Genomic DNA, 20,784 nt, shown 5'->3' with positions numbered 1-20,784 from the left:
CCCCCTCGCCTCACGGGCCTCCATCCCATTCCGCGAGCTGTGGGACGAGCCGTTCGTGGCCGCGAAGGCCGAGACCGGCCAGTGGCAGGAGTACTGGACGGCCGCCGGCGAACGCGACGGTCACCCGGTACGGATCGGCGCCGTCACCGACCAGCCCGACGAATGGCTCAGCGCGATCGCCAACGGCGACGGCATCGCGCTCGCCCCCGAGTCCGCGGCCCGCTTCTACGCCCGCCCCGGTGTCACCTACCGCCCGGTCACCGGCGTCAGCCCCAGCCGGGTCTGCGTGGCCTGGGCACCCGCCGCCGACGGCGACCCCGTCGTCCGGGACTTCGTCCGCTGCTGCCTCGACGCGATGCCCGAAGCCGCCGAAGCGCGCGACCCCGATCCCGATCCCGATCCTGACCCCGATCCCGGTCCACGTCCCGACGGTCGGTGAACTCCACTGCCGGCGCCGACCGACATCGCGCCGGCTGCCTCGGTCACCGAGCCCCGGCGAGCCTGCCTGGTGATCCGCCCCGGCAAGGCGCACCCTGGAAAAAGGGCGCGCGTGTGCCCGGCCCGGCGCGCGCCGGGGCACCGCAGCACCGGGAGGACCGCGACATGACCCCCACCGAGCAACCGAGAGCCGCGGACACCCTGGTCGTATTCGGCATCACGGGCGACCTCGCCCGCAAGATGACCATGCGCGCCCTGTACCGCCTCGAAGAGCGCGGCCTGCTCAGTTGCCGCGTCATCGGCGTGGCCAGCACCGAAATGACCACGGCCGACTTCGTCGCGCAGGCCAGGGACCGTATCGCCGCCACCGGCCAGCAGATCGACGACGACATCTTCCGCCGGTTCGCCGAGCGCTTCACCTACCTGTTCGGCGACGTCACCGATCCCGAGCTCTACACCCGGCTCGGCGCGGAGATCGGGCCAGGCCACTCCACCCTGTACTACCTCGAAATGCCGCCCCAGCTCTTCGGGCCGATCGTCGAACAGCTCGGTGCCGCGGACCTGTTGTCCGATGCCCGGGTCGCCGTCGAGAAGCCGTTCGGGAACGACCTCGCCTCCGCCCGCGCGCTCAACACCCGCCTGCACGCCGTCCTGCGCGAGGACCAGCTGCTGCGCGTCGACCACTTCCTCGGCAAGGAACCGGTGATCGAGCTCGAATACCTCCGCTTCGCCAACCCCGCGCTGACCGGCCTGTGGGACCGCGACAGCGTCAGCGCCGTGCAGATCACCATGGCCGAGGACTTCGGCATCGAGGACCGCGGAGCCTTCTACGACTCCGTCGGAGCGCTGCGCGACGTGGTGCAGAACCACCTGCTCCAGGTGCTCGCCGCCGTCACGATGGACCCGCCCGCCGACGCGGGCGCCGACAGTCTCAGGGACCGCAAGGCCGAGGTGCTCAAGGCCGTACGCGCCGCCGACCCGCGCCGTAGCGTCCGCGGCCAGTACACCGGCTACCGCGACACGCCCGGCGTCGCCGGTGACTCCGACACCGAGACGTACATCGCGCTGCGGCTGGAGATCGACAACTGGAAGTGGATCGACGTCCCGTTCTTCCTGCGCGCCGGGAAGAACATGCCGGTGCGCAACACCGAGGTGCGCCTCATCCTGCGCCGCGCCCCACGCCTCGCCTTCCTGCCCACACCGCATCAGGCCGAGCAGAACCAGATCGTGCTGCGGATCGATCCCGACCCCGGCGTGTGCCTGCAACTGGTCGCGCAGGACGAGCAGACCTGGCGCCCCCTGCACATGAACGCCTCCTTCGTACGGGAACTCGGTGAGCCCTTCGAGCCGTACGAGCGTCTGCTGCACGGCGCCCTCATCGGCGACCACAGCCTGTTCACCCGGGAGGACGGCGTGGAGGAGGCGTGGCGGATCGTGCAGCCCCTCCTCGACGACCCGGCCCCGCTGCACCCCTACGCACCCGGCAGCTGGGGCCCCGCCGAGGCCGACGCCCTCGTCCACGGCCACCCGCGCTGGCACCAGCCCTGGACCGCCGGCTTCGACGCCTGACGACGCCACGCCCGCACCGCCGGCGACGCCGCTGGGACGGCGCCGCCCCCTCCGACCGGTGTCAGGGCCGGTCGAAGGGGGCGCGGGTCAGGGGGCCGTGCGGGTCGGGGCCGACGCGATACGGGGGTCGCTCGGCCCGTGGCTGTCCCGCTGCTATCCCGCGCTCCGGCCGAGGTCGGCCGGCTCGGGGGCAGCGGACCGGCCGGCACGTCTCGCCCGGCCCACGGACGTGGAGGGCCACCACGAGCGCTCGCCGAGCGCGAGGAGGCTCGCGGGCACGAGCACCGTACGCACCAGCAGGGTGTCGAGCAGCACGCCGACCGCGATGGCGCTGCCGACCTGGGCGACCGGCACGTACGGCAGCCGGGACAGCGCCCCGAAGGTGCAGGCCAGCACCACGCCGGCGGCGGTGATCACCCCGCCGGTCACGCTCAGCCCGCGCAGCATCCCCTCATGGATGCCCAGCGTCTTCGACTCCTCACGCACCCGCGCGATCAGGAAGATGTTGTAGTCGACGCCGAGCGCGATGAGGAACACGAAGATGTACAAGGGCAGTTGGGCCTCGATACCCGGGTAGCCCAGTGCGTGCCACAGCAGGCTGGCGAGCCCGAAGGCGGCCGCGAAGCTCAGGCCCGTGGTGAGCACCAGCACGATCGGCGCGATGATCGCCCGCACCAGGATCGAGATGATCAGCAGCACGACGATCAGCACCAGCGGGATCAGCACCTTCGCGTCCCGGTCGGCCGCCTGCGCGGTGTCGTACTGCACCGCGGGCCCGCCGCCGACGAGCGCGCCGGGCGCCTGGGCGTCCAGCCTGCTGCGCAGGTCCTTCAGCACGTCATAGCCCTGCGACCCGTAGGGCGGGACCGAGAGGGTCACGCTCGTCGCGGAGTAGCGGCCGACCGGGTCGGCGGCCGTGACACCCGCGACCCTCGGAGTCGCGTTCGCCGTCGCGGTCACCTTCGCGACCTCGTCGGCCGGGCTGAGCACGGTCAACGGGTCGGTGGCGCCGGCCGGGAAGTGCGCGGCGACCAGGTGCCTGCCGACGACGCTGTCCTTCTGCCCCTTGACGATGGCGATCGGGTCGTTGCTCGTGTGCAGCGAGGCAAGTCCGGTACAGGCCGCGCCGAGCAGGACGACCGCCCCGATCGCCACCGGCAACGGGCGCCTGGCGACCCACTCGCCGATGGACCGCCACGCCCGCGAGCCCTCCTGATGGGCCTGGTCGGGCCGGGGGATCAGCGGCCAGAAACCGGGACGCCCGACCAGGAGCAACAGCGCGGGCAGCAAGGTGACCTGGCCGACGAGCACCGCGGCGATCGCCACGGCGGCGACCGGGCCGAGGCCGCGCAGCGCGGCCGACTGCGCCGCGAGGAGGCAGAGCATCCCGCACACGACGGTCGCCGCGGACGCCGCCACCGACGGAAGCGTCCGCCGCAGCGCGACCGCCATCGCCTCGGCACCGGAGTCGGCGGCGGAGAGTCCGGCACCACGCAGGATCACCACGTCGGCCTGATCCGTCTTCGGCTTGCCCTTGGTCGCCGCGTCCTGGATCTCGGCGACCTTCGTGGAGGCCGCCTTCGCCGGCAGGTTCGCCTGGGCGGTGTCGTCGACCTTGCCGCCGAGACCGTTGGAGAGGGGATTGAGCACGATGACGAGGGCCAGCCAGATGGCGAGCACCAACCAGCGCGCCCAGCGCAGGGTGCGCGCCAGGCGGTCGGCCGGGCCCGTTGGGGGGGCATCGACGGACGGGGTTTGCAACACGACTCCTTGTACAGCGGTTATGGCGCCCTGAGTGAGGGTTTTGGCGGCGCTCTTCCCCCGTACCCATGAGCGCACCGCGGCCGAGGTCCTCGACGAGGAGGCGTACGACTGGGTCCGTGCCACCGAACTGCTCACCGACGCCGAGTGCGCGCGGCAGTTCGCGGTCGGCATCGACGTGAACACCGCGTTCCTCGCGGCCGCCAACCGCCTGGCCGTGGGCCTGTCCGGGCCGGAGCACGTACGGTCGCCGCGGTTCGACAAGACGGTGCCCGGCTCCTGGCTGGTGGACCTGTCCGGCATCGAACTCGACCCGCGGCTGCCGTCGCCGTTCACCCCGCACGGCCGGCGTCCCGAGGGCCCGGCCTGGTACGCCACCCCGACCGTCGCCTACGCGCAGGAGCTGATCGACACCTACCGGCTGCCGGTGCGGCTCGCCCCGGCCGAGGCGTGGGTACGGCGCGCGGCAGGCTCGTACCTGGACCCCTGGTACAAGCACCTCGCGGAGGCGTACAAGGCGACGATGGCCGACCTGGGCGTGACCGCCGACCTGGCTCCGCACGAGTTCCTCACCGCGATGCAGACGCACAAGGCCGGCGACCCGGGCATGGCGGCGGTGCTGTCCGCGATCAAGTCGACGGTCAAGGGCGGCATCGGCAAGCTCCGCGAGCGTCCCCAGGGCGCGAAGTACCGGCCCGGCGAGCGCTGGCCGGCGCTGGAACGCCCGAGCTGGCGGCCCGACATCCGGGCCGCGGTCATCGCCGCGGCCCGGGTCAACATGCACCGCAAACTCGTCAGGACCGCGCTCGCCACCAGCAGCAGCGCGCCGCCGCCCGGCGCCGTGGTGTTCGGCGCGGACGCGGTGCTGCCGATCGCGGTGCTGTCGGACTGCGCCGTCTACCCGTCGGCCGGGCCGTCGCCCCTGGACGTCCTGCCCTACGACAGCGCGGGGAAGCCGGCGCCGGGCACGTTCCGGCTCGGGGTGTCCCCGGGCACGGTCAAGCACGAGGGCACCCAACCGCTCTACTGGGCGGTGGAGTTGCTGGAACAGCAGCACAACCCCGCCCGGCACGTCAAGGGCGGGGACGCGGTCCTGGACGAGGGGGAGTAGCCGGTGGGCGTCATCCAGGACAGCCTGGACCGGGCGGGCGCGGCGACCGCGACCCGGCCCATCCCGAAGACCGCCGCCGCGCGGATGCGGTTCCTGCTCAAGACGGAGAAGGGCTCGACCCGCGCGGTGGCCGACCGGCTCGGGATCTCCCAGCGCACGGTGGAGCGATACGTCAAGGGCACCCTGCGCCGGCCGCGCAAGGACCTCGCCACGCGCCTGGAGCAGGAGGTCCGCAAGGACTGGCAGCCCCGCGTCCGGCAACGGGCGAGGAAGAGGGCCGCGACGTCGGGCGGCATCGTGATCGAGACCCGCGCCCGGTTCGGGTTCACCGCGGCCCCCGGCTCGACCGACGACGGCCGGATGCGCCGCCTGACCCAGCATCTGCCCCCCGCGTACGCGGCCCGCCTGTTCGACGCGCGGTCCACCGGCGCCACCGAGCAGCAACTCCAGGCCATCGCCGCGGAGGGGCTCCAGGAGGTCTACTTCAAGGACCGCGGCCGCCGCGCCCACGACCTGGAGGTCGAGTTCACCGACATCGACTACGTCGAACTGGACTTCTGAACGCCCCTCCCCGACTGGTTCAGCAGGCGGGCAGACCGGGCAGGTCGTGGAACTTCGCCGCGTAGTCCACGTACGGCGCGAACGTCCAGGACGTCCCCACGCCGATCGGCCGGCCGTTCTGATCCACGAGCTCGGTGCGGTACAAGACGTCGCCGGCATTGCCGACATCTCCGCCGGCCACCCAGCAGTTTGCGGATCAGCGCGAGGCGGGCGGTGCCGGGTGAGCGTGTGCGGATGCGTACGGCCCGGGTCGTGCGGGTTGTCCTGACCGGTTCGGCGGGGCAGCCGGAATACGTACTCCCGGTTCCCGGTTGCCGCAGAACGTGTACCGATCTCTCCAGCCGGCCGGCGGAATACACCCGTTGCTTGCCGGGCGCTTCAGTCCCTCCGGGTTCGACCCCTCGGCGGTCGTCGACGACCACGTACTCGGGCTGCTGCTGGAAGCCGCGCGGTGGGCGCCGTCGGCGGGAAACTCCCAGCCGTGGGGTTTCTTCACCGGCAGGCCCGGTGAAGAGGAGCACGACCGGGTGATCCCCCACCTCGCGCCGAGTTCCGCCCGGTGGGCGACGGACGCGGGCCTGCTCGTCGTCACACTGACACGCCGCCACGTCGATGCCACGCAACTGCTCTACTCCGAGTTCGCGGACTACGACCTGGGCCAGGCCGTCGCCCACATGACGATCCAGGCCCAGGCCCTGGGGCTGGACTCGCACCAGTTCCGGGCCTTCGACCTGGCAGGTCTCACCAAGGAGCTGGACCCGCAGCCGGGCTGGGCGATCGTCTCGATGATCGCGGTGGGCAAGGCAGCCGGAGGACCTCCGGAGGGCCGCGACCGGCGAAGCGTCGCGCAGTTGCGTTCCGCCCCCTGGGCAGCGGCGCAGTAGCGGGCCGCCCGGCCTGGGTCCCGTCCTGCGCCGGCCGGCTCGCGTCGAGCGTGAGGGCTTTGGGCCGGCGAATCCCGCCAGGATGCTCACGCTGCGAGGCCCGTTCGACCTGGACGTTTTGACCTTGACACGGTGACAAGGTCTTCACTCCTTGCCGAGGAGGTGGTCTCGATGACGACCACGACAGGCGACCCGGATGTCGAACGCGCGCTCCAGGGGCTGGCGGACGGCCGTTCGCCGGTACGGCTGCGGGCCGCTCTGGCGGCGGGTACGACGCCCGACCCGCGCTTCGTCGGCCCGCTCGTCGAGCGATGCGCGGTCGAGCCCGATTTCTTCGTCCGTGACATGCTGACCTGGGCGCTCACCCGGTACCCGGTGCCCATGACGCTTCCCGCGCTGCTCCGCGAGGTCCGCTCGCAGCGTGCGCAGGCGCGCAGCCAGGCGCTGCACACGCTGTCCAAGATCGGGGACCGGCAGGCGTGGCCGGCCATCACGCGCGACGTGCTGTCCGACGCCGACGAGGAGGTGGCACGGTGCGCCTGGCGGACCGCGGTGGTGCTGGTGCCGGAAGGCGAGGAGCCCGCGCTGGCCACGGTGCTGGCGACCCAGCTCGGGCGCGGCGGGCGGGAGACCCAACTGAGCCTGAGCCGGGCACTGGTCGCGTTGGGTGAGGCGACGGCGCCGGCGTTGCGTGCCGCGACGACGGCCCCCGACCCGCGCACGCGTACGCACGCGCTCGCCACGGAACGGCTGTTGCGCGACCCGGAATCCGGGTTCGAGTTCGCGGTCGAGCAGGCGAAGCGCGCCGTGGCCCTCGGCCAGTCCGGCGAACCCGGCGAGTCCGGCGAGTCCGGTCAGTCGGCTCAGCCCGGCGAACCCGGTGAACCCGGCCAGTCGGGCCCGTTCGGCGACCCACGCCGCCAGGAGGGACCGTAGGACGTGCTGATCGGTGAGGTGGCGCGACGCTCCGGGGTCAGCGCCCGCATGCTCCGGCACTACGAGTCGCTCGGGCTGCTGCGCCCGACGGGCCGTACCGGCTCCGGCTATCGGGAGTACTCCCGGGACGACGTCCGGCGGGTCCTCGACATCGAGAGCCTGCGGTCGCTGGGTCTGCCGCTGCGCGAGGTCGGCAGGGCGCTCGACGACCCCGACCTGACCCCCTCCGTGCTCGTCGGCGACCTCATCCGCCAGACGCGCGAACGCATCGCGGCGGAGACCGAACTGCTCACGCGGCTGCGCCGGATCGATGCCGCGGAGCCCGCCGGCTGGGAGGACGTCCTTCGGGTCATCGCGCTCCTGCGGGCCTTGGGGTCGAAGAGCGCCAACGCGCGCCAACGCGCGGCCCTCTCCTCGGCAGGTGAGGTTCCGGTGCCGGTGGAGGCCCTGGTCCAGGCGGTACTGAGCGAGACGGAGCCGAATGTCGCAGGGACCCTTCGGTGGGCGCTGGCGCGATCGGGCGACGGTGGTCCCGCGCTGCTGGCGGAGGGGCTCGGCTCGCCGGTGGCCGCGGTGCGGGACCGCGCCGTTCGGGCCCTCGTCGAACTGCCCGGCGCCGAGGCCACCGACCGGCTGCGGGACGCTCTTGCGAACCCCGACCCCGCGGTTCGCGGGCATGCGGCTCTGGAACTCGGGACACGTGGTGCGGCCGACGCGGTTCCGACGCTCGTCGACATGATCGTGGAGGGCCGGAACGACACCGACGCGGCCGATGCGCTCAGCGCGCTCGCGGGCGACACCGACACGGCCGATCGGATCGCGACCCGGGTCGTCGACCGCCTCGCCGACGACACCGCGGAAGCGCCTGCACGCGGCCGGCTGACCCAGGCGCTCGCGGGCATCCCCGGGACGACGGCGCAACGGGCTCTGGCGGAGCTGTCGCATGACGCGGACCGTGCCGTCGCGCTGACCGCGGCATACCTTCTCCGGCTGCGCGCCGCACGGTAGCGACCTGGGGAGCAAGGGCCGACCGAACCGCCCGGTCCGTGAACTGGGCGGCGGCACATGTCGGTCGGGCCGCCCGTCGGGCCGGACGCGTACTCGGCAGGCCCGCTCGACGGCCCGGGCTCGCCCTTCCCGGCCGGGCCCGGTCGAACCGGCGTCCACACTCCGAGTACCCCGAGCACTCCGAACAGCTTGCTCAGCCGGGCGACCTTTGGTCGAGGGCAGCGCCCTGCGTCCGGGGCACTGCCCTCCTCGATGTCATGCGGAGGGCGCTCGGTCCTCGTCGGGGATGCCCACGATCCGTGCGTTGAGGGCGACGAGGGCCATCAACGGAATCAGCGCGGTCAGGGTCCAGCCCAGCGTGAACACCTCCGCGCACCAGCCCACCAGCGCGGGACCGAGCAGCACACCGCCGTAGGTGAACGTGGTGAAGCGGGACACGAACACGGCCGCTCCCGGTCCCTCGCCGCCGGCGTGGCCCGCCGCGCTGAAGAGCATGGGCAGCGGCAGCGCGGCGCCGATCCCGACGATGCCGAACCCGGCGATCGCCGCCACCCGGAACGGCACGAGGACCGCCACGATCAGGCCGAGCACGCCGATGATCGCGCCGGTCCGGAACAGCACGACGGCCGCGAACCTGCGGTTGAGCCGGTCGCCCACGAGCCGGCCCGCGGACTGGCAGGCGACGTATGCGGTGTATCCCAAGGACGCCGCCGTGAGGGTGGAGCCCCGATCGTGGTGCAGGAAGACTCCGCTCCAGCTGTTCACCGCACCCTCACAGATCATCAGGATCGCCCCGAGCGCGCCGAAGACCAGTACGGGACCGTGCCAACCGTCGAGCCAACTCGTCTTCTGCCGCTCGGACTTCGGCACGCCCGGGGCGGTGGTACTTCGGTCGGCGGCCGGCGGCAACAGCGCGGCGGTCACCGGGACCACGGCGAGCAGCAACACCGCCCCCATCGCGGTGAACTGCGCGCCGGGGGAGATCCCGGAACGGGTCGACGCGGCGCCGATCAGCGACGAGAGGACCGCACTCAGTCCCCAGGCCGCGTGGCAGCCGTTCATGACGGGTCGCTTGAGTGTCCGCTCCACCGCCACCGCGTGCGTGCTCATGGCAACGTCGCACATGCCGTGCGTCGCACCCAGCAGGAGCAGTGAGGCGGCGAGCTCGGCGGCGTTGCGGGACAGGCCCACGCAGGCCAGCAGCACCGGTGCGATCAGCAGCATAGACCGGATGATCACGGCGCTGCCCAGCCGTGCGACGAGCGCTCCGACGAACTGCATCGCGATGATGGCGGCGACGCCGAAGGACGTCAGGATCACCCCGAGTTCGCCGTCCCCGAGGTGGTGGTTCGCCTGGATCGAGGGCACCCGGGCGATCCAGGCGGAGATGATCATGCCGTTGAGGAAGAACACGGCGGTGACCGCCCACCGGGCGCGTGCGGCGGCGCGCGGGGAGTCCTGATGGCTGGGCATCGAACGGTCGGTGGTGGTGGTGGTGGCGGTGCTGCTGTCGGTGAGGTCGGTCGGGTCGGAGACGGCCATGCTGCGCGTCACCTCCCACCGAGTGCCGGGGCGAGGACTCTTGCCGTGCAACTGCACGTCGAGACGCTGCCGTCCGCGGCGACATCGTCGAACGGCATTGGCCGGCACGGTGGTTGGCCGGGCGTTGCGCGGACCACGCGGGAGCCGCCGCGGGTGGGGAGGACCACCGGCGTCCGTGGGCTTGCGGTACTGGCTGACATCGTCGTGTCCTCTTCCTGCGTACGGTGGGCCGCCTGCCGCGCGGTGCGCCCGGCGCCCGGTCTGTCAGCCGTACGACGAACGGGGCGGGACGGAATCGACACGGCGGCCGGGATGACGCGAGAGGCACGACGTCCCGAGTGAGGCGGTGCGGTGGCAGCCCACGCACCGGACACCTCCGGTGGGCGCCCGGGTGCACTGCCGGGCTGCCCCGGACCGGTCAGGCCATGGCGCGGCCCGCGGCGGCGACCAGGATGTCGGTCGCGGTGATGGCGCTCTCGCGTCGTTCGGCCAGGGCGGTGTGGTCGGGGGCGTCTCGCAGGTCGAACGCGGCCTGTGCGGCCTGCCGTGCGGGCTGGGCGAGGGCCGGTTCGATGACGGAGACCGCGACCAGCGGGGCGGTGACGGCCGAGCGGGTGGCACGGGACACGGTACGGGCCGCCTCGAACGCCTCGGGGTCCGCGCCGTCCAGCCGCAGCGCCTCGCGGTGCCACATGGCCCGCCGATGATCACCCAGCGCGGCGACCAGCTCGCCGAGTGCCGCACGGAGCGCCTGCGTGTTCTGGTCGGCGCGGGCGGCCTGCCGGGACCGCCGGTCGCTGCGGCTCTGCAGAAGCCCGGTGAGTGCCCCGCCGAGCAGGGTGCCGGCCACGGCTATGACGGTGGACCACATCAGGATTCTCCTTCGCTATGACGCTGCATCACACGAGGATTCTCCTTGGGAGCGGGGGCTATCCACCGAGCACGTCAAGACTCCGGCCGTGCGGTGTGCGGCGGGCGGGCGCCGAGGGCCGGCCGGGGCACCTGGGGCCGGTCAGGCGCGGGGCGGGTGCCGCGCGGCGGGCGAGGGCAACGCGCGGAGAACGTTTTCGGCCACGGCCGACCAGATTCCAACGTAAAGCGACAATCCTTGGCGAGGACTCTAGCCGCCATCCGTGGTCTAGTCCACTCTCCGTGCAGGGATGTGTGAGGCGGGGTGAGGGATCTTCCCCCGATGTCCGGAGTGCGCGATTTCGGGGTCAAGTGGCCGTCTGTGGCGGCCAGTTTGCGTGAATCTGCTCGATCGGCCCAGTATTCGCGCACGTATTGACAGCTGATGATCCTTGCGCTGCACTATCGGCGATCGGAACTGCTGTCGTGATCTGTATTCGAGAACGGAAGTCCTCGCCCATGCGGAGATCAGCCCGCGCTGTTCGTTCCTGTTTGATTTCGGTCGCTTTGGCCGCGGGGGTGGCGCTGGCGGGCGGTGTGCCCCAGGCCGGCGCCTCGCCGACGGCCACCAGCCCGCAAGGTCACGCGCTGGCGGTGACGCCGCCGATGGGGTTCAACAACTGGGCCCGCTTCGGTTGCGGCACCAACGTGCCGAACAGCGGTGACGTAGGCCCGACCGAGGCGCTGATCCTCGCCCAGGCCCACGCACTGGTCGACACCGGTCTCGCCGCCAGGGGCTACAAGACCGTCACCGTCGACGACTGCTGGATGGGCACCGCCCGGGACAGCTCGGGTGCCCTGGTCACCGACACGACGAAGTTTCCGCACGGCATGGCCTACATCGGCACCCAACTGCACGACCTCGGGCTGCAGTTCGGCATCTACGAGGACATCGGCAGCAGCACCTGCGGTGGCTACCCGGGCAGTTGGGGCCACTTCCAGCAGGACGCGGACCTCTTCGCCTCCTGGGGCGTGGACTTCATCAAGCTCGACGGGTGCAACATGCCCGCCTCGGCCGGCAGCGCCGACGGCTACATCACGGCCTACTCCGACTTCGCCGCTGCCATGAAGGCCAACGCCTCCGGACGGGACATGGTCTTCTCGGAGTCCTCACCCGCGTACTTCTCCATCGGGGTGTCCGACCTCAGCGACTGGTACGACGTCATCGACGGGGCCAGCCGCAGCGGACAGCTGTGGCGCGAGGGCAACGACGTGAAGATGGACCACATGAGCGGCTCCGCCTGGGACAAGCAGTCCAACGGCAGCGGAGTGATGACGCAGTACGGCTACAACTCGCTGCTCTCGCGCTACGCCGCGCCCGGTAGCTGGAACGATCCGGACTTCCTGATCACCGGCGACGGCCTGACCGCGGACGAGTCCAGGAGCCAGTTCGCGCTGTGGTCGATGATGGCCTCGCCGCTGATCCTCAGCACCGACGTCGCCGCCATGACCGGCGACTCGCTGGCGACCGCGGGCAACGCCGACATCATCGCCGTCGACCAGGACCCGCTCGGCAAGCAGGCCGGCATCGTCTCCCGCGACGGCACCATCGACGTCCTGGCCAGGCCACTGGCGAACGGTGACCGCGCCGTCGCCCTGCTCAACCGCGGCACCACCGCCACCAGCGCGAGCACCACGCTGACCGGCATCGGCCTCCTCGGCGGCACGGGCTGCACCGCGACGGTGAAGGACCTGTGGACCGGGAACTCCGCCACCAGCACAGGCACCATCACGGCCGCCCTGCCCGCCCACGGCACGGCGATCTACCGGGTCACGCCCGGCGCGGGATGCACCGGGCAGCAGCCCACCGGTCAGATCACCGGCATCGGCGGCAAGTGCCTCGACGACAGCGGCGGTTCCACCGCGGCCGGCAACCCGGTGATCCTGTACCACTGCGCCGCCGGCGCCAACCAGCGCTGGACGCTGCCGAACGACGGCACGATCCGCACGCTCGGCAGCTGCCTCGACGCCTCCTACCAGAGCGGCGACAGCAGATACGTCGGCTACTGGGCGGTGCTCAGCCCCTGCGACGGCCGGGCGTCCGAGCAGTGGACCTACCAGCGCAACGGCTTCCTGCGCAGCACCGGTCTCGGCCTGTGCGTCGACGACTACGCGTCCCAGACCGCCGACTCCACCCCCGTCATCGTCGACACCTGCGCCAACAGCGAGCCGAACCAGCAGAACCAGATCTGGGCCCTGCCCGAATAGACCGGCAGGAATCTCCGAAGCTGCCACCCGGCACCGAAGCTCCCACCTGGCACTGACGCTCCCACCTGGCGCCAAACGGCGTCGCGGGAGCGCCACGACAGGCGAACCGGCACCGGACCCGGGACCGCGCACACGCACCGCCCAACTGCCGTTCAGCCGGCCCCGCCGCACCGAGAGAGGAACGACCATGTCCCCACGTCCCGACTCCGAACAACCCCCGAACGCGGCGCCCGCGCCGGGGATGACCCGGCGGGAAGCCCTGCGCTCGGCGTCCATCCTGGGGGCGATGCTCGCGCTGTCCTCGCTGCCCGAGTTCACCGCATCCGCGGCGGCGGACGTGCCCGCACCGGCCGCACCGGCCGCCCTGGTCCCCGACGCCGATGCGGTCACCCTCTGGTACAGCGCTCCCGCCACCGAGTCCGTGATCATGGAGCAGGGTCTGCCGATCGGCAACGGACGGCTCGGCGCGATGGTCACCAGCGACCCGTCGCAGGACGCGATCTACCTGACGGACATCACCCTGTGGACCGGCGGACTCAACGCGACGCTCGGCTCCGACGGCCAATTCCCCTACGACACCACCGGGTTCGGCACGTTCGGGCAGTTGGCCACGGCGCAGCTGAACATCCCCGCGCACACCACCGCGGCGATCTCCGGCTACCGGCGCACCCTCGACCTCAGCAACGGCCTGGTCGTCACCGGCTACACGCTCGGCGGTGTCACCTACCGGCGCGAGGTGTACGCCAGCGCGCCGGACGACGCGGTCGTCATCCGGCTCAGCCAGAGCGGCGGCGGCTCGTACACCGGTTCGCTGTCGCTGTCCGGTACCCGCGGCGAATCCGTCTCCGCGGACCCGGGCACCGCCAGCGTCTCGTTCAGCGCCGCGCTCGCCAACACGCTGCGGTACGCCGCCGTAGTGCGGGTCGCCGGCACCGGCGGCAGCGTGTCGGCGTCCGGCAGCCAGGTGACGTTCACCGGCTGCCAGGAGGTGCTGCTGGTCATCAGCGGCGGCACCAACTACACGGCCGACGCCTCGACCGGCTTCAAGAGCGCCACCGCCGACCCGCTCGCGATCGCCCGCACCAAGGCCGGCACGGCGGCAGCCGCGGGCGGCGCCACCCTGCTGGCCACCCACGTCGCCGACTACCAGCGGCTCCAGCAGGCGATGAGCGTGAACCTCGGCACGTCCAGCACGGCCCAGCGCGCCATGGACACCGCGTCGCGGCTCACCGCCCGCGCCGCCGACGGAGCCGCGCCCGACCCCGAACTGGAGTCGTCCTACCTCCAGTTCGGCCGCTACCTGATGATCTGCGGGTCCCGCGGCAGCCTCCCGCTGAACCTCCAGGGGCTGTGGGTGGACCGCAACGACCCCTCCTGGATGGGCGATTACCACACCGACATCAACGTCCAGATGAACTACTGGCTGCCGGACCGGACCGGGCTCGCAGGGTGCTTCGACGCCTTCACCGACTACTGCCTCAGCCAGTATCCGGTCTGGCAGGAAACCACCACCAAGCTGTTCGACGACAGCCGCAACGGCTTCCGCAACACCTCGGGCAAACTGGCCGGTTGGACCGTTGCGATCTCCACCAACCCCTTCGGCGGCAACGGTTGGTGGTGGCACCCGGCGGGCAGCGCGTGGTTGTGCAACGCGCTCTACGACCACTACGCGTACACGCAGGACACCGCCCACCTGACGAAGATCTACCCGCTGCTGAAGGGGGCCTGCCAGTTCTGGGAGGCCCGGCTCGTCACCGTCTCGGTCGCCGGCGCCGACGGCACCACCCGGCAGGTGCTCGTCGACGACCACGACTGGTCGCCCGAGCAGGGCCCGACCGACGCCGTCGGCATCACCTACGCCCAGGAACTCGTCTGGCAGCTCTTCCAGAACTACACCGCCGCGGCGGCGACGCTCGGGAAGGACAGCGGCTACGCGACCACCGTCGCCGGTCTGCAGGGCCGGCTCTACCTGCCCCAGGTCAGCGCCACGACGGGCTGGCTGGAGGAGTGGATGACCGACGCCAATCTCGGCGACACGACACACCGGCACCTGTCGCCGTTGATCGGTCTCTTCCCGGGCGACCGGATCAACCTCCAGGACTCGCCCGCGGATCTGCTCGCCGGGGCCACCGCCCTGCTGACGGCCCGGGGCATGGTCAGCTTCGGCTGGGCCAGCGCCTGGCGGGCGGCGTGCTGGGCCCGGCTGAAGAACGCCGACAAGGCGTACCAACTGCTGGAGGCGGTGATGAAGCCGTCGGTGAACTACAGCAACGGCACCGGCATCAACATGTTCGACATGTACCAACTGGGCTCCACCAGTTCGGTCTTCCAGATCGACGCCAACTTCGGCACCCCCTCGGCGATGGTCGAGATGCTGCTGCAGTGCCGGCCGGGGCGTATCGAACTGCTTCCGGCGCTGCCGTCCGCCTGGGCGGCGTCGGGGAGCGTCACCGGCATCGGCGCACGCGGGGGGTTCAGCGTCGATCTGACCTGGAGCGCGGGCCAGGTCACCAGCGCGACGGTGCACGGCAAGGCCGGCGCGACCACCACCGTCGTCGCCGGAGTCTGGAGCCGGCAGATCACCATCCCCGCCGCCGGTGCGGTGACGGTCGAACCCACCGCCGTCGGCCAGGTCGTCAACCGGCTCAGCGGGAAGGCCGCCGACATCTCCGGCGGGTCCACCGCGGCGGGCGCGGCGCTGGTCCAGTACACCCCGGGCAGCGGCGCCAACCAGCGCTTCCGGTTCGTACCCGCCACCGGCGGAACGTTCCAGATCGCGTGCACACACGACGCGTTGGCATGGGACGTCTCCGGCGGCTCCACCGCCGACGGCGCCAAGGTCATCCAGTGGACGCCCACGGACGCCACCAACCAGCGGTGGAAGCTCACCGACGCCGGCGACGGCTACGTGACGATCACCTGTGTCCGCAGCGGCAAGGTCCTCGGCATCACCGGCGCGGCGACCACCGACCTCGCCACGGTGGAGCAACAGACCGCCGACGGCACCGCCGGCCAGCAGTGGCGGATCGTCCCGGTCTGAGGCCGCCGCCCCCGGGGCCTGCTCCCGGACATCGCCCGCATGCGGGCGGGCCGAGCATTCTCGGCCGGGAGCCGCGGGCGGCCGGGGGAGCGGAAGGCCGGATCGGTCGGGGCGTTGTCGGTGCCAGATGGCAGGCTGCTGGACATGGATGCGAGGTGGATGCAGCGGCGCGTGTACGGCGCCGACCACGACGACCCCGATCCCGGCCCGCAGCCGGGGCGCCTGTACGTGGAGTTGGTAGGCGGCCCGCTCGACGGTCTGCTGCTCGACCTGACCGGCCTGGCGGACCCGCAACGGTCCGACGGCATCGCGCTGCTCACCGAGATCGGCGCGTTCGGCCCGGGCGGGCGGGCCTACTACGGTCCACGGCCGGGCAGCACCGGCAACTGGCACTGGGAAGGCGACATGCCCTGACGACCGCTGCCCGGCCCTTTGCGAACGCACCCCACCTCGTCGCCCTCGTCCGCACCTGTGCCCGCTTCGGACGCGGCCACCTCGTCGAACGCCCCGGGAACGTCGCGGCGGTGACCGGGAGAGTCCGTCTATTCTGCGGGCATGATCCATCCGATTGAACTCGTCATATTCGACTGCGACGGGGTGCTGGTCGACAGCGAGCGCATCGCCGTGCGCGTGGATGCCCGCGTCCTTGCCAAGATGGGGTGGAACCTCACCGAGGCCGAGATCGTCGAGCGGTTCATGGGCCGCTCGAACCAGTCCATGGCAAGGGAGGTGGAGGCCCGCCTCGGGCACAGCCTGCCGGCCGACTGGGCGGAAGAGCTCGAGCCCCTCTACCGCGACGCAATGGCCACCGACCTCACCCCCGTCCCGGGCATCGTCGATGCCCTCGACTCCCTCGACGCGCTTGCCCATCTCTCCACCTGTATCGCTTCCAGCGGAAGCCACGACAAGATGCGCTTCACCTTGGGACTGACCGGCCTCCATCAACGCTTCGAAGGCCGCATCTTCAGCGCCGACGAGGTCGAGCACGGAAAACCGGCGCCTGACCTGTTCCTCCACGCCGCGCGGCAGATGGGCATCTCGCCCCAGGCGTGCGCCGTCGTCGAGGACAGCCCGTACGGACTCCAGGCAGCCCGAGCCGCGGGCATGCGCGCATTCGCGTACGCGGGGGGAATGATTCCCGCGCACCGGCTCGAAGGCCCCGGCACCGTCGTCTTCGACGACATGCGCAAACTGCCCGACCTCCTCACCGATCAGTGACGTTGCCGGCTTCGTGGTCGAAGGCGGGTGCGTCGCAGGCTCGGCCGGGCGCGAGGTGGAGGCACGGCGGGCGGCGGCGGCCGTCCGCGGCCAGAGGTGGAACCTCGTGGTCGGTCCGCCGCGCGAGCGTTGTGATCGCGTGGCGCTGGATGTCGCCACCGCCTGCCCCGCTTCGAGGTCCGCTTCGGCATCCGGTCCGGCAGAAACGGCTCTACTCGCGCCCACTGCACATCAGTTGCCGGCACGACCGGACAACGGTCCGATGATCGGAGGGAAGCGGGCTGGTTGTCGTCCTCCACTCAGTGGCTGTTGTTGCGCAGCTCTGCGGCGCCTTTGAGGTAGCCGGCCTGTGCGTCTTTGTAGAGACGGGTCGCCGACGAGTACGGGCTATTGTGTGCCTGCCACCAATCGTCGAACGCGGCGGCGTTGTTGTGGTTCCTTGCGAGGGCGCCCTCGTCCAGCTTGCCGTCGTGGTACCACGCGGAGTTAGGCGGTGGTGGAACCTCGCCCGCGGCGATGGCCCCTTGGGCGATGGGCCAATATAGGTGCTGCATTTCGTTCCTCTGCTCCTTCTGGGCCTGGTTCGTCTGCGCATCGACGTGCCCACCCGGGAACTGGTTCGGGGTCACCCACGAAGAGCCCGAGGAAATGGCCGCCTGCGCCGCGCCGATGATGATCTCGTCGCCCACCCCCGCGGCCGGGATGGCGACCGTGGTCACGATGCCGGTGAGGACCGCGAGGTACATCGAGTCCTTCGCGTCCTGGGCGTCCTGGGCGTCGGCGACGGTGTATTTCATGTCCTCCTGTGTGGTCTGTCCGTAGCCGTCGAGCACGCCCAGCTGGTGTATCAGGTTGCCGGCCGCAGTGGGATCCTTGGACGCGTTCCGCGCGATGTCCGCGGAGTAGCCGTGCAGCGCGCCCATGTAAATACCGGCGGCCTGCGGATCGGTCATGAACGAGTGCATGACCGCGGCGGCAGCGGTTCCGTTCGTCGTCAGCGTTGGCCGGCCAGTCGTCGAGTCGACTGTGAACGCGCTGTGGTCGGTGGTCGCACCGTTCGTGCTGTCCGTTCCGGTCGCGAACTCCGAGGTGTACATGGCGGCGACCTGGGCCAGACCGAGGCAGAGGTCGTGCGGGAGCGGCTTCGCATGCTCGCCTTTGGCGGCCGCCGCCTGGAAGACGTGCTGGGCGGCCGTCGTCGCCTTGGTCAGTTCGTTCCCGCTCAGCCCCCGGCGATTGGTGGCGGCCACGATGATCTCGGCGGGGAACTTCGATTCGTCGTCGATCCCGGGCGTCTGCCACGAGTCGTTCACCAGTTGATTGCCCGCGAAATCACCGTCGGGACCGGCGAGGAGGTCGCGGGATGCCTGGGCATTGCCGGCGACCTTCGACATGATCGCGATGCTCGGATCGTTGACTTCGACGCCATCGGCGGCGTCTGTCTGTTCGTGCATGTTCCCGCCGCTAAAACTCAGACCGATCCTGCCGAACCAGGTGTCGCGGTCCGAATAGCTGCCAATACCTGGGCCGAGGCCATTCAGGGGGTCGTCGGGGAAGTACGTGGGCCGCAGCTTCTTCTGATCCGCGCGCCAGTGCAGTGCCGCGTCCCCCACCCGCGCCAGGAACGTGGGGTCCCACGCGGCCCCGCTCGGACCGTACTTGATCACCATGGAGCTCGACCACATGGTGTCCTGGCCGGTGAAGGGGGTCGTGATGTCGGCGTGGAGCGTGCCCGCGGCCCGGTCCTTGGTCGCCTGGGCGAGGTTGCCGCCGAAGTCCTTCAGTATGTCGCGGGATTCGGCGTTCAGCGTCTGGCCGTCGTGCGTGCCGTCCTCGGCGTGCAGGGTGGTGGCGACCGCGGCCTCGTAGCGGGCTCCGTCCTGACCGTAGAAGCTCTTCATGTAGGCCAGGTCCTGCTTCTTCGCATCCGCGTCCGCCGCGACCGCCCGGACCGCGTGGCGGACCGGCGGCCACTTCGCGTCGGCGGACGTGGCCAGGCCGAGCAGGTAGGCGTCCTGGGTACCGGTCTGCGCGGAGTCGGCACCCATCGGCGTCGCGTACGCGTCGAAGGTGTTCGTGATGAAGTCCTGGTACGCGCTGTAGTGCACGTGCGAGCCGGCCAGCGAGGTCATCACGGTCCGGGCGAACGCGGCCTCGTCCGAGGTGTGCGCGGTGGCGTCGGCGCGGACACCGACGTTCGGGTCGATCGTCATGTGGACGCCGGAGCCGGCGGTGAGATCGGCCTTGTACGCGGCCAGCAGCTCGGGGTCGTTGTGTGAACCGACATACGCGGTAAGGGTTTTGAGGTTACGCGGCAGGTGACCCTTGGCGCCGTCCCCGCCCATCTGTGCGAACGCGGTGCGCACGGCCACGGCGTTGCGGCCGAGCGCTTGGAGGTTGAGGGTGACGGGGTCCTGCGGCAGGCCGAGCACGTCGGCGTCCGGCGGACCGGCGAAGTCCTGGTGGTTCGGGTCCTTCGCCAACTGGTCCAGGCAGTTGGCCCGGACGGCTCGGGCCAGGAAGGCCGGCGGGAAGTCGCCGTAGCGGAGCATCGCGGCACGGTCCCAGGCCGCCGCGCTGTTCTCCTTGTCGGGAGTCTTGAGATAGATCCGCCTGACCTTGTCGAAGCCGGGCGCCGGATAGTCCGCGCTGACCGCTGTGCCGAAGGCGTGGCTGTAGATCTTCAGGTCGTCGGCCGCGGTCTTGCTGCGGGTGGCGGCGAGCAGCCTGGGCAGCGTCGTGGCCTCGGCCGGCGTGAGGTTCGCGTAGAAGGAGGAGCAGAAGTCGGGGTCGTCCTGGTGGGCGGCGAGTTCCAACGCGATCCGGTGGTACTCGTCGCCGGCCGCGCTGTCGCCCTTGTTGTTCTTGTTGAACTGTTCGGCCAGCTTCTTGCCGTCCGCCCGGGCCTGCGCCGGCGTCATTTTCACCGGCTCGGGCAGGTGCACCATGTGCACGTGCGAGTGGTCGTGCTCCATCGCCGCGGCCAGTCCCTGTCGCCGCTCCAGCATGGGGAGTTGGTCGTCCAGCCAGCCGCAGATGGTCAGCAGTTCGCTGAGCGACCGGGTGTCGAGACCCTGCTCGTCGAACCTGGTCCTGAAGTATGTGGTGAAGGACCGCAGATGCTCCTTGTCCTTGTCGAAGGACGTGATCATCGCGTGCAGTGCCGCGGGATCGATGCCTGAAAAATCGCCCATGATGCCCCCGAGGCAGACCGGTTGCCGCTTCCCTGATGGCCATCGTCGACAGGCGGCACGGCGGTGAACAGGCTTTTTCCTTGAGGGGAAACCCGGTGCTTCCTGCCGGCGTTCGGGCCGGCGCATACAGCGGCACCCGGGCCGTCGGGGCGCGGAAGTTTGATCGGTGCAGCCGCGCGGCGGCTTTCGAGTGGGCGTTTTCCGCAGGGTTCACATCCCTTCCATCGGCTGGTGCCGTGTTCCTACCGTGGTCGTCGCCGCCCCCGCTTGGGAGGTTCTGGGCGATATCAACGGTTCGCGCGGTCGTGATGTGCCGTGCGGTCGGAGAGGAGGTGAGGACACTGTGAGTGACCAGACCACCGTGCTCGATCTGAGCGTGGAGGACGTGACGGAAGTGGCCTGGGA

General features: G+C 71.1%; 14 protein-coding genes and 1 pseudogene. 11 read left to right on the top strand and 4 right to left on the bottom strand.

What is annotated here, in order from left to right; genetic code table 11:
- Nucleotides 1-439: LysR substrate-binding domain-containing protein (locus AC13HU_RS08310; RefSeq protein ID WP_483041117.1), on the top strand; the 439-nt coding region annotated here is incomplete at its 5' end.
- A gap of 164 nt (nt 440-603) precedes the next feature.
- Nucleotides 604-2,007: a glucose-6-phosphate dehydrogenase gene (locus AC13HU_RS08305; RefSeq protein ID WP_483041116.1), complete on the top strand. Its 1,404-nt coding sequence runs from the start codon at nt 604-606 to the stop codon at nt 2,005-2,007.
- Nucleotides 2,008-2,160: 153 nt separating this feature from the next.
- On the opposite strand, the gene AC13HU_RS08300 is transcribed toward AC13HU_RS08305, so the two are convergent.
- The gene (locus AC13HU_RS08300) at nt 2,161-3,771 is read right to left on the bottom strand and encodes an MMPL family transporter (protein ID WP_483041115.1); all 1,611 of its coding nucleotides are present in this window, start codon (nt 3,769-3,771) and stop codon (nt 2,161-2,163) included.
- Nucleotides 3,772-3,835: 64 nt separating this feature from the next.
- On the opposite strand from AC13HU_RS08300, the pseudogene AC13HU_RS08295 reads away from it, so the two are divergent.
- The 5 genes and pseudogenes from AC13HU_RS08295 to AC13HU_RS08275 all read left to right on the top strand — a co-directional run.
- A pseudogene (locus tag AC13HU_RS08295) lies at nt 3,836-4,879 on the top strand (telomere-associated protein Tap); the annotation flags it as partial.
- 3 nt (nt 4,880-4,882) lie between these two features.
- A complete protein-coding gene (tpg, locus tag AC13HU_RS08290; RefSeq protein WP_483041114.1) occupies nt 4,883-5,440 on the top strand; it encodes a telomere-protecting terminal protein Tpg in 558 nt (185 codons plus the stop codon).
- Nucleotides 5,441-5,751: 311 nt separating this feature from the next.
- Nucleotides 5,752-6,324: a nitroreductase family protein gene (locus tag AC13HU_RS08285; RefSeq protein WP_483041113.1), complete on the top strand. Its 573-nt coding sequence runs from the start codon at nt 5,752-5,754 to the stop codon at nt 6,322-6,324.
- Nucleotides 6,325-6,495: 171 nt separating this feature from the next.
- Nucleotides 6,496-7,260: a HEAT repeat domain-containing protein gene (locus tag AC13HU_RS08280; RefSeq protein WP_483041112.1), complete on the top strand. Its 765-nt coding sequence runs from the start codon at nt 6,496-6,498 to the stop codon at nt 7,258-7,260.
- A gap of 3 nt (nt 7,261-7,263) precedes the next feature.
- Entirely contained in the window at nt 7,264-8,268 is a 1,005-nt protein-coding gene (locus AC13HU_RS08275; RefSeq protein WP_483041111.1) for a MerR family transcriptional regulator, read from the top strand.
- A gap of 255 nt (nt 8,269-8,523) precedes the next feature.
- Here AC13HU_RS08275 and AC13HU_RS08270 read toward each other — a convergent pair whose 3' ends face one another.
- Nucleotides 8,524-9,810, bottom strand: coding sequence for an MFS transporter (locus AC13HU_RS08270; protein WP_483041110.1), 1,287 nt, complete (start codon nt 9,808-9,810; stop codon nt 8,524-8,526).
- Nucleotides 9,811-10,228: 418 nt separating this feature from the next.
- Nucleotides 10,229-10,681, bottom strand: a complete 453-nt coding sequence (locus tag AC13HU_RS08265) for a protein kilB (RefSeq protein WP_483041109.1) — start codon at nt 10,679-10,681, stop codon at nt 10,229-10,231.
- A 545-nt stretch (nt 10,682-11,226) separates the two neighbouring features.
- Between AC13HU_RS08265 and AC13HU_RS08260 the strand changes: the two genes are divergently transcribed.
- From AC13HU_RS08260 to AC13HU_RS08245, 4 genes are all read left to right on the top strand, one after another.
- Nucleotides 11,227-12,927, top strand: coding sequence for a ricin-type beta-trefoil lectin domain protein (locus AC13HU_RS08260; RefSeq protein ID WP_483041108.1), 1,701 nt, complete (start codon nt 11,227-11,229; stop codon nt 12,925-12,927).
- 187 nt (nt 12,928-13,114) lie between these two features.
- Nucleotides 13,115-15,967, top strand: coding sequence for a glycosyl hydrolase family 95 catalytic domain-containing protein (locus AC13HU_RS08255; RefSeq protein WP_483041107.1), 2,853 nt, complete (start codon nt 13,115-13,117; stop codon nt 15,965-15,967).
- 144 nt (nt 15,968-16,111) lie between these two features.
- Nucleotides 16,112-16,381, top strand: a complete 270-nt coding sequence (locus AC13HU_RS08250) for a hypothetical protein (RefSeq protein WP_483041106.1) — start codon at nt 16,112-16,114, stop codon at nt 16,379-16,381.
- Nucleotides 16,382-16,522: 141 nt separating this feature from the next.
- The gene (locus AC13HU_RS08245) at nt 16,523-17,185 is read left to right on the top strand and encodes an HAD family hydrolase (RefSeq protein ID WP_483041105.1); all 663 of its coding nucleotides are present in this window, start codon (nt 16,523-16,525) and stop codon (nt 17,183-17,185) included.
- A gap of 299 nt (nt 17,186-17,484) precedes the next feature.
- On the opposite strand, the gene AC13HU_RS08240 is transcribed toward AC13HU_RS08245, so the two are convergent.
- Nucleotides 17,485-20,379: a hypothetical protein gene (locus AC13HU_RS08240; protein WP_483041104.1), complete on the bottom strand. Its 2,895-nt coding sequence runs from the start codon at nt 20,377-20,379 to the stop codon at nt 17,485-17,487.
- Between the last annotated feature and the right edge of the window lie 405 nt (nt 20,380-20,784).

The sequence above is a fragment of the Streptomyces sp. NH27 genome, assembly GCF_056859195.1.
Note: the sequence above shows the minus strand (reverse complement) of the source record. Positions and strands in the feature narration are given on the sequence as shown.